This is a genomic window from Commensalibacter sp. A3DC (assembly GCF_047307945.1).
GTDB lineage: Bacteria > Pseudomonadota > Alphaproteobacteria > Acetobacterales > Acetobacteraceae > Commensalibacter > Commensalibacter melissae.
The window spans coordinates 43,251-52,741 of sequence record NZ_JAXOQA010000005.1 but is presented as its reverse complement, the minus strand read 5'-3'; the positions used below and the strand labels follow the sequence as shown (position 1 = coordinate 52,741).

Here is a 9,491-nt window from a genome sequence, read left to right as displayed (position 1 = left end):
TTTGATAGGCTGACGTAAAACTATATAGATGGAAAATTATCATTAGAATAATGGTAATTATGGCGGCATAACCAGACCAGTTTACAGTTTTGTCAAAATAGTGGTGAATAAAAAGAATCAATTGACAAATCAGGATGGCAAAAGCGTTAAAACCATTAAGTTGATAAATTCTTTTCAGGTTTTGCAATAATACGGAAGATTTGAGTGTTTTATCAAGTAATCCCACTGATGATTGAACACTCAGACAATAAAAAAATATACTTCCGATCCATATGGAAAGAGCAATAGAGTTAATCGAAGTGATAATTCCCCAGTAAAAATTCATATGAGCCATACTAATTTCCTAGATATTGTGGTTTCGATAGATTAAATCCGTCTTATCATTGACGTGATGATTGTTAAAATCATTCATGTCAAATAAAGGCAAAAAAAGCAATTTTTCTTTATAGTTTGCCATATTATAATCATTCGTAGTTATAATTATAAGTGATATACTTAATTCATCACATTGAAAGATATATCATTATGCAATTAAAAAATGAAAAAACTAATTTGCTTCTGATAAATCCAGAAGAAATGAATCAGGTTGACAAGATCGCAATGCAATATTTGCCTGTTTTAACTTTGATGGAAAATGCTGGATTAGCCGTTGCACGGGCAATTATGCAATTTTATAAACCTTGTAAAATACTTGTTTTATGCGGTCCTGGAAATAATGGAGGTGATGGATATGTCGTGGCACACATACTTGCCAATGAGGGATGGCCAGTTAAGGTTGCCTCTTTGAAACCTCCAGAAAAGGGAACTGATGCTTACAAGGCTTTTGTTCAATGGAATGGAGATAAAACTGATTTTAATATTCAATCTGTGAGGGATGCAGATTTAGTTGTGGATGCTGTTTTTGGTGCGGGATTATCTCGTGACATTGATGATCATATAAGTTCAGTGTTGAAAGCTGCAGATCATCTTGTTGCCATAGACATGCCCTCTGGTGTTGATGGCAAGACGGGTATAATTAGAGGTTATGCTCCCCACGCTGAATTGACCGTAACGTTTTGTAGAGCCAAAGCGGGACATTATCTTTTACCTGGACGAGAATATATAGGTAAACTTGTTATTGCAAATATAGGTATACCAGAAAATATATTGTCAGAGCTATCAATAAATACCTGGTTGAACGAACCGGGATTATGGGAACTTCCAATTGCAGACGTTGAAGATTATAAATATCATCGTGGCATTGTAAATGTTGTGGGAGGGGGAACGGTAACAGGAGCCGCTCGTTTATCAGCATTAGCAGCTTCTTCCTGCGGGGCCGGATTGGTGCATATCTTTGCCTTTGGTAGCCGTGATTTATATTTGTTAACTTCACCCTGTTTTATGGTTGATGAGGGTGACTTCACTGATACCTTACAGGATAAACGAAGAAAAGTCTGGGTATGCGGGCCTGGTCTGACAGAAGATGAGGTTAAAATATCCCTAACAAATTTAATCAAGACAAATAAAACGATTGTTGCCGATGCAAGCGCTTTGACAAAAGAAAATTTTGATTTGTTGAAACAATGTGCCGTTATTACACCTCACATAGGTGAATTTAAACGGATATTTGGTGATTTTAAAGATTGCCGGATTGAAGCGGTTAAAAAGGCAGCTAGTATTCTTAATACAGTGGTCATTCTCAAAGGTCCGGATACATTAATAGCTTCTCCCGATGGCAGGGTAGCGGTCAATTGTCATGCAAATGCACGATTGGCGACAGCAGGATCTGGGGATGTACTAACGGGAGTCATCGCGACTTTGCTTGCATGTGGTATGGAGGTATGGGAAGCGTCTTGTGCCGCGGTCTGGATTCATGGAGAGGCAGCTTTTTTACATAACAATTCTTGGCCTGATGCAATGGACTTAATTCACAATCTTGGCAAGGCGAGAGATAATGGTCGATATCACGTGGAAAAATGAAAATAAGAAAAATTGAGTTTTGTTAAAAAAATTGTTGCCCTGCGATAGATAGTGCGTTAAATAGAAAAACTTCAATGCACAGACGTGCGGATGTGGTGAAATTGGTAGACACGCTAGACTTAGAATCTAGTGGCGCAAGTCGTGGGGGTTCAAGTCCCTCCATCCGCACCAAAAACGTATGATGTTAATTCCATATGATTTTTGTGATCTGGCTGTTAAAGTGATATAAATTAATGTTAATTCTGAAACGCTCTATAATATTAGGGTAAAATTTAATTTAGACCGAGAGGATGGCCTGGCTGATGCAGGTTACTGAAACGCTTTCTGAAAGCTTAAAACGCGGCTTCAAAATCATTATTGAAGAAAAACAACTCGCTGAAACGAGAAATCAACGATTAACAAAACTTGGACACGAGATGAATATCCCTGGTTTCAGGCCGGGAAAAGTGCCATTAACGATTGTTGAGCAACGTTATGGAGAATCTGTTCAGAATGAGGTTGTCAATGAGGCGATTTCAAATGCAGTCAGAGATACATTGAGTGAAAGAGGTCTGCGACCTGCCCGTCAACCATCGGTCAATCTCAAAGAGGGTTATAAAAAGGGGGATGATCTGGAATTCACTTTTGAAGTTGAATTGATTCCAGACTTTGAAATTCCAGATCTTAAAGATATTCATTTGACTCGCTTAAAAGCCAAGCCAGATGAAAAATCGCTTAAATCTGCTTTTGACACAATTGCCCAACGGCAACGTGAATTTAAGGCTATTGATGAAAAGCGGCCTGCTAAATCCGGTGATGTTCTGTCTGTTGATTTTGTGGGTAAGGTTGAAGGCGTAGCTTTTGAGGGTGGCACTGCAGAGAATGTTGATGTTGAAATTGGTGGTAAGGGGTTTATTCCGGGATTTGCAGAACAGATTGAAGGAATGACACCAGGAGAGGAAAAAGTAATAACGGTTACTTTCCCTGAAAACTATCAGGCTGCCAATTTGGCTGGCAAGGAGGCAACATTCGATATCAAGGCAAAAACCTTAAAAGAGGCTATTGTTCCTGAAGTGAACGATGAATTTGCAACCAAACTCGGATTTGAAAATTTAGATAAACTAAAAGAAGCTGTTGAAAAGCAAATTGTTGCTGAATATGATCAGATGTCCCGTTTGAGATTGAAACGTGATATTTTGGATGTGTTGGCTGAGAAAGTTAATTTTGAATTGCCTGAAGGACTGGTTGATACAGAATTCAAGCAAATTTGGCAGCGTATTGAAAATGACCGTAAAAATGATCTTCTTGATGAAGAAGACAAGAATAAAGACGAGGAAACTTTAAAGGCAGATTATCGCAAAATTGCAGAAAGACGTGTTCGCCTTGGATTGCTGGTTGTTGAAATTGGAAGAGTCAATTCGATAACAATTAATGAAGATGAACTTGTTCAGGCGATGCGGGCCGAGGCGATGCGTTATCCGGGACAAGAAAAAGAAGTTATGGAATTTTTTCAGAAAAATCCGCAGGCTGTCGAATCTATTCGCGGTCCACTTTACGAGAATAAAGTTCTTGATTATATTACAGAGCTTGCCACGGTAGAGGATAAAGAGGTGAGTCCGGAAGAGCTCTCTAAGATGCCCACTGTTAAGATTTAGGAATTTCATAGATTTTGGTATTGGGAATGTCTGGAAATTTTTCCAGACATTCTTTTTTTTGGAAAATTGAATTCTATCTTATTTTTGTTGTATTTATTTTCTTAAATTGAATAAATATACTATTATTTAATCAAACATAAATTTGGGAAGAAAATTAATGAGAGATTTCAAGTCTCTGGAAATATATGATAATACACTTGTTCCAATGGTTGTTGAACAAACGTCCAGAGGGGAACGTGCTTTTGATATTTATTCTCGTCTGCTTAAGGAAAGAATCATTTTTCTCACGGGTCCTGTATATGATCAAGTTGCATCTTTGATTTCTGCTCAGTTATTATATTTAGAAAGTGTAAATCCAAAAAAAGAAATTTCTTTCTATATCAACAGTCCTGGTGGTGTAGTATCGGCTGGTTTGGCAATTTATGATACGATGCAATATATACGTTGTCCTGTTAGTACTGTCTGCATTGGTCAGGCAGCCTCAATGGGATCATTACTTTTATGTGGAGGTGAACCCAATAATCGATTTGCCTTGCCCAATGCGAGAATCATGGTTCATCAGCCTTCTGGTGGTGCGCAAGGTCAGGCAAGCGATATAGAAATTCAGGCCAAAGAAATATTGGAAATACGTAAAAAGCTTAACGAGATTTATAAATTGCATACCGGAAGAACACTAGAGGAAATTGAACAACGTCTTGAAAGAGACAGTTATATGTCACCTGAAGAGGCTAGGGATTTTGGTATAATTGATAAGGTAGTTCAAAATCGTAATGCAGATTTGTTAAAAGAAAGTGACAAATAGTCATAATATTATTATAAGATTTCTTTAAAAATTATCTTATTTAACTAAATAATTTATATAATGATATTTACTGGTTGGTATTTCTGACCCTGACTTTAATTGGGGGTGAAGGTTAAAATGACTGATAATAAAAAAGATTCAAAAAATGCATTATATTGCTCTTTTTGCGGGAAGTCACAGCATGAGGTGCGTAAATTAATCGCAGGTCCAACCGTATTTATTTGCGATGAATGTGTCGAATTATGTATGGATATTGTGCGTGAAGAGAATAAAACGCAAATAGCAAAAAAACAAGGCAATCTACCCACTCCTAAAGAAATTTGTAAAATTTTGGATGATTATGTTATAGGACAGACAGACGCAAAAAAGGTTTTGTCCGTTGCTGTTCATAATCATTATAAACGGTTAAACCAGATCGATAAAGCTGGTGATGTGGAGATAGCTAAATCCAATATCCTGCTTATTGGACCAACCGGAACCGGTAAAACCTTGTTGGCCCAAACCCTTGCAAGAATTCTGGATGTTCCTTTTACAATGGCAGATGCAACAACCCTGACCGAGGCAGGATATGTTGGTGAAGATGTCGAAAACATATTATTGAAATTGTTACAGGCTGCAGATTATAACGTGGAACGGGTGCAGCGGGGTATCGTTTACATTGATGAAATTGATAAAATTTCACGTAAATCTGATAATCCTTCAATTACAAGGGATGTAAGTGGCGAAGGTGTTCAGCAAGCTCTTCTTAAGATTATGGAAGGTACTGTTGCATCTGTTCCTCCTCAAGGAGGACGGAAACATCCGCAACAGGAATTCCTGCAAGTGGATACTACGAATATTCTCTTTATTTGTGGTGGTGCATTTGCAGGTTTGGATAAAATCATTAGTGATAGGAGTGTAGGGTACACGATTGGATTTGGTGCAGATGTAAATTCACAAGATCATAAAGAAGTTGGGAAATTGTTTCGACAGATGGAACCCGAAGATTTGATGAAATTCGGGTTAATTCCTGAATTTATTGGAAGATTGCCCGTAATCGCTACACTTGATGATCTTGATCAAAAAGCCTTGATGAAGATACTGACTGAGCCAAAAAATGCTCTAGTAAAACAATATCAAAAACTGTTTGAAATGGAGAACGTGCAATTGCAATTTACAGAAGAAGCTATTCAGGAAATTGCTAATAAGGCCATTGAACGACAGACAGGTGCGCGTGGGTTGCGTTCAATTCTGGAAGATATTCTTTTGTCGACAATGTATGAATTGCCAGATCTTAAAGGGGTAAGCAAAGTTGTCATTAATAAAGAGGTGATTAACCATAAAGAGGAACCGGTTTACGTTTATGAGGAGATATCCCCTCATAAAGAACAAACAGCATAAACATTTATTGTTTTATGGAAAAGACTCTTTTAAAAGGGTCTTTTTTATTATTATCAAAAAAGGTTGAGAAATATCTTATTTTTGATGTAATTTTTTTTTATATTAATTTATTATCTGTAATAAATCTTAATATTTAGGATTATTTTTTACTCATAAAGGTTCAGGATAATTAATTCTGTTTATTACTTTAAAAAAAATTAATACACTGCATATATAATATTAAGATTGTAATCTTATAGAATGTGCCATCCTGGGCATTCTTACAGGATCGTCCATATAAGGAGGTCATAAATTTATGACAGAAAAGAAAATTGAATCCGAAATCTCTGAAGAAAAAGAGAAGGATGCCAATAAAGACCAAGAAATAAGACAGCCCAATATTATGGCTGTTCTACCGTTAAGGGATATTGTTGTATTTCCATATATGATTGTACCTTTATTTGTAGGGCGAGAAAAATCGGTCTGCGCTTTAGAGGAAGTTACGAAAAATCATTCAAAAATATTGCTTGTTTCCCAAAAAGATGCTTCAGTTGAAGATCCTACGGAAAAGGATGTTTATTCATTTGGAACAATTGCAACTATTTTACAGTTGTTAAAATTACCTGATGGAACAGTCAAGGTATTGGTAGAGGGTATTCAACGTGCCAAGGTCAAGAAATTTATTGATCATGAAGCTTTTTTTGAGGCAGAGGTTGAGCTTATTGAAGAAACGGAGAATGATGACAAGGAGATTAATGTCTTAAAAAGAACAATGACTAATCAGTTTGAGCAATATGTTAAACTGAACAAGTCAATCGCGCCTGAAGTTCTGGTAGCTGTCAATCAAATTGAAAATTCTTCCAAGGCTATAGATACAATTACAAGCCATCTCAATCTTAAAGTTTCTGAAAAACAGGAAATACTTGAAACGGTTGATTTGAAAAAACGCTTGGAAAAACTTCTTGAACATTTGGAAACAGAAGTTGGAGTATTGCAAGTTGAAAAGCGTATACGAAACCGTGTTAAAAAACAGATGGAGAAGACACAGCGCGAATATTATTTGAATGAGCAGTTAAAGGCTATTCAAAAAGAATTGGGCGAGGGTGAAGACGGTAAAGATGAGTTGACAGAACTAGAAGACAAGATAAAAAAACTTCGCTTAACCAAGGAAGCTCGTGACAAGGCATTATCTGATCTTAAAAAATTACGCGGGATGAGTCCGATGTCTGCAGAGGCAACCGTTGTGCGTAATTATTTAGACTGGATTGTAGGTCTGCCTTGGAAAAAACGTTCCAAAATTTCCAAGAATCTAAAAAAAGCGGAGGAAATTTTAAACCACGATCATTATGGACTGGAAAAGGTAAAGGAAAGAATTCTTGAATATCTTGCTGTTCAAATCCGCTCTTCCAAACTTAAAGGTCCAATTTTATGCCTTGTTGGACCGCCAGGTGTTGGTAAAACATCCCTTGCCCGTTCTATAGCCAAGGCAACGGGACGTGAATATGTTCGCATGTCCTTGGGGGGTGTACGTGATGAAGCCGAGATTCGTGGGCATCGTCGAACATATATTGGTGCAATGCCCGGTAAAATTATTCAGGGAATGAAAAAGGCTGGGACTTCTAATCCTTTATTCTTACTGGATGAAATTGATAAACTTGGAGCAGACTGGCGCGGAGATCCAGCTTCCGCTCTTTTGGAAGTTCTTGATCCTGAACAGAATTCCACGTTTGTAGATCATTATCTAGAAGTCGATTATGATCTTTCTGATGTAATGTTCATTACAACGGCAAATAGTTTCAATATGCCACAACCTTTATTGGATCGTATGGAAATTATCCGCATTGCCGGTTACACAGAAGATGAGAAGGTTCAGATCGCCCGTCAGCATTTGATCAAGAAGGAGGGGGAATCTCACAGTCTTAAACCTACAGAATGGTCGATTGATGATGAGGTATTGCGTGAACTTGTCCGCACATATACCCGTGAGGCAGGTGTACGTAATCTTGAACGAGAGATAGCGAAAATTGCTCGTAAAATTGTCAAGAAGATCGTTTCTGGAGAATGTGACCATGTAAAGATCATGTTGGATAATCTGGAGGATTATGTCGGGGTTAAACGGTATTTTTATGGTGAAAGTGAAGAACGCGATATTATAGGTGTCGTAACTGGACTTGCGTGGACAGAAGTAGGTGGTGACATTCTTCATATAGAAAGTGTCATGGTTCCAGGCAAGGGGCATATAAAGATAACCGGGAAGCTTGGCGAGGTAATGCAGGAAAGCGTATCTGCAGCCTTATCTTATGTAAAAAGTCGAGCTTTACAATTTGGAATACATCCTGACTTGTTTGAAAAGCATGATATACATGTTCATGTTCCTGAGGGTGCAACCCCAAAGGATGGACCATCTGCTGGTGTTGCGATGGCAACCAGTATTGTCAGCATTATGACAGGTATTCCTGTTCGTAAGGATATAGCCATGACAGGGGAAATCACTTTGCGGGGCAGGGTTTTACCTATAGGCGGTCTTAAGGAAAAATTGCTTGCTGCATTGCGTGCAGGAGTTAAGAAAGTTTTCATTCCTCAAGAAAATGAAAGGGATTTGGTGGAAATACCCGATAATGTCAAATCAAATCTGACAATTGTTCCGGTTAAAATGGTAGATGATGTTATTCATCAAGCATTGATTAAACCCTACGAATCTATTGAGCTAGAGGAAACCTCTACACCAGTAATTGCGAAAAAAAGTAATGTTTCATCAAAAAAACAGCTGGCACATTAAATAATGTGGTGATATTGCAACCAAAAATAGAATAAATGTATTAAAATAACTATTGAAGTCCTTGAACGGTTGACGTTCTTGAAAAGTGCTTCAATAGTTTAAGATATGGATGTAATATCCATTAGCAGTTAAATTTAGTCTGTGATTATTATAGAAAGAAAAAAGAATGGAAAAACCTCTAAATAAACAAGAACTTGTTGCCGCTGTTGCTGAAAAAACAGAATTGTCAAAAGCCAAATCAGGTGAGGTTATCGATGCAGTATTGAGTACTATTGAAGAAACACTTGCAAAAAAACAAGAGGTTCGCCTTGTAGGTTTTGGCAGTTTCGTCACTGCTCATCGTAAAGCAGCCAAAGGGCGTAACCCACGTACAGGTGAAGAAATCAAGATTCCAGCATCTACTTCAGTACGTTTTAAACCTGGTAAATTGTTAAAAGAAGCTGTTAGTAAATAATTTTAAAAAAAAGTTCATTTTTTTTGAAAAAATGACTGGACAACACAACGGCTTCAGTGTTAAGAAGTCGTTGTTCCGGTAAACGGAGCGGGCGATTAGCTCAGTTGGTAGAGCATCTCGTTTACACCGAGAGGGTCGGCAGTTCGAGCCTGTCATCGCCCACCATAAATTAATGTTTTATTAAATATTAATATTGACAAAATATTAAAGAGCTTTTAGAAAAGCTTCATATAATGCGCGGGTGTAGCTCAGTTTGGTTAGAGCGCCGGCCTGTCACGCCGGAGGTCGCGGGTTCGAGCCCCGTCACTCGCGCCATTTAGTTTATAGTATAATGGCCCAATAATAGAAAATCACTAAAATTTTCATCAAAATACTTTGTTCCATCAAATTTATTAAAATAATCAATAAAAATCAATATATTTAATATTAACAGTGTAATTCTTTTTTTTCTTTGATATAAAGAATTGAGTTCATTTTTGATAAATGATTTAATTTTCTATAAAA

At 37.3% G+C, this 9,491-nt stretch carries 6 protein-coding genes, 3 tRNA genes and 1 pseudogene; 9 read left to right on the top strand and 1 reads right to left on the bottom strand.

Translation table 11 applies throughout. The annotated features are described in order from the left end of the window. Positions 1-334 (bottom strand): annotated as a pseudogene (locus tag U0839_RS01335) (hypothetical protein); the annotation flags it as partial. A gap of 191 nt (positions 335-525) precedes the next feature. On the opposite strand from U0839_RS01335, the gene U0839_RS01330 reads away from it, so the two are divergent. The 9 genes from U0839_RS01330 (at position 526) to U0839_RS01290 (ending at position 9,302) form a co-directional block, all read left to right on the top strand. Beyond that, positions 526-1,959 carry an NAD(P)H-hydrate dehydratase gene (locus U0839_RS01330; protein WP_413549904.1) on the top strand — a complete coding sequence of 478 codons (1,434 nt, stop codon included), beginning with the start codon at positions 526-528 and terminating at the stop codon, positions 1,957-1,959. A gap of 86 nt (positions 1,960-2,045) precedes the next feature. Continuing rightward, a tRNA-Leu gene (locus tag U0839_RS01325) sits at positions 2,046-2,130 on the top strand. A 131-nt stretch (positions 2,131-2,261) separates the two neighbouring features. Beyond that, entirely contained in the window at positions 2,262-3,593 is a 1,332-nt protein-coding gene (gene tig, locus U0839_RS01320; RefSeq protein WP_155568023.1) for a trigger factor, read from the top strand. 157 nt (positions 3,594-3,750) lie between these two features. Then, positions 3,751-4,395 carry an ATP-dependent Clp protease proteolytic subunit gene (locus tag U0839_RS01315; protein WP_110438935.1) on the top strand — a complete coding sequence of 215 codons (645 nt, stop codon included), beginning with the start codon at positions 3,751-3,753 and terminating at the stop codon, positions 4,393-4,395. 117 nt (positions 4,396-4,512) lie between these two features. Then, a complete protein-coding gene (clpX, locus tag U0839_RS01310) occupies positions 4,513-5,775 on the top strand; it encodes an ATP-dependent Clp protease ATP-binding subunit ClpX (RefSeq protein WP_155565356.1) in 1,263 nt (420 codons plus the stop codon). Between the two features lie 382 nt (positions 5,776-6,157). After that, complete coding sequence (gene lon / locus U0839_RS01305) at positions 6,158-8,533, top strand: endopeptidase La (protein WP_413549907.1); 2,376 nt, start codon at positions 6,158-6,160, stop codon at positions 8,531-8,533. Positions 8,534-8,699: 166 nt separating this feature from the next. Beyond that, positions 8,700-8,987 carry an HU family DNA-binding protein gene (locus tag U0839_RS01300; RefSeq protein WP_110438938.1) on the top strand — a complete coding sequence of 96 codons (288 nt, stop codon included), beginning with the start codon at positions 8,700-8,702 and terminating at the stop codon, positions 8,985-8,987. Between the two features lie 89 nt (positions 8,988-9,076). Beyond that, positions 9,077-9,152 (top strand) — tRNA-Val (locus tag U0839_RS01295). A 72-nt stretch (positions 9,153-9,224) separates the two neighbouring features. After that, positions 9,225-9,302 (top strand) — tRNA-Asp (locus U0839_RS01290). Positions 9,303-9,491: the final 189 nt, after the last annotated feature.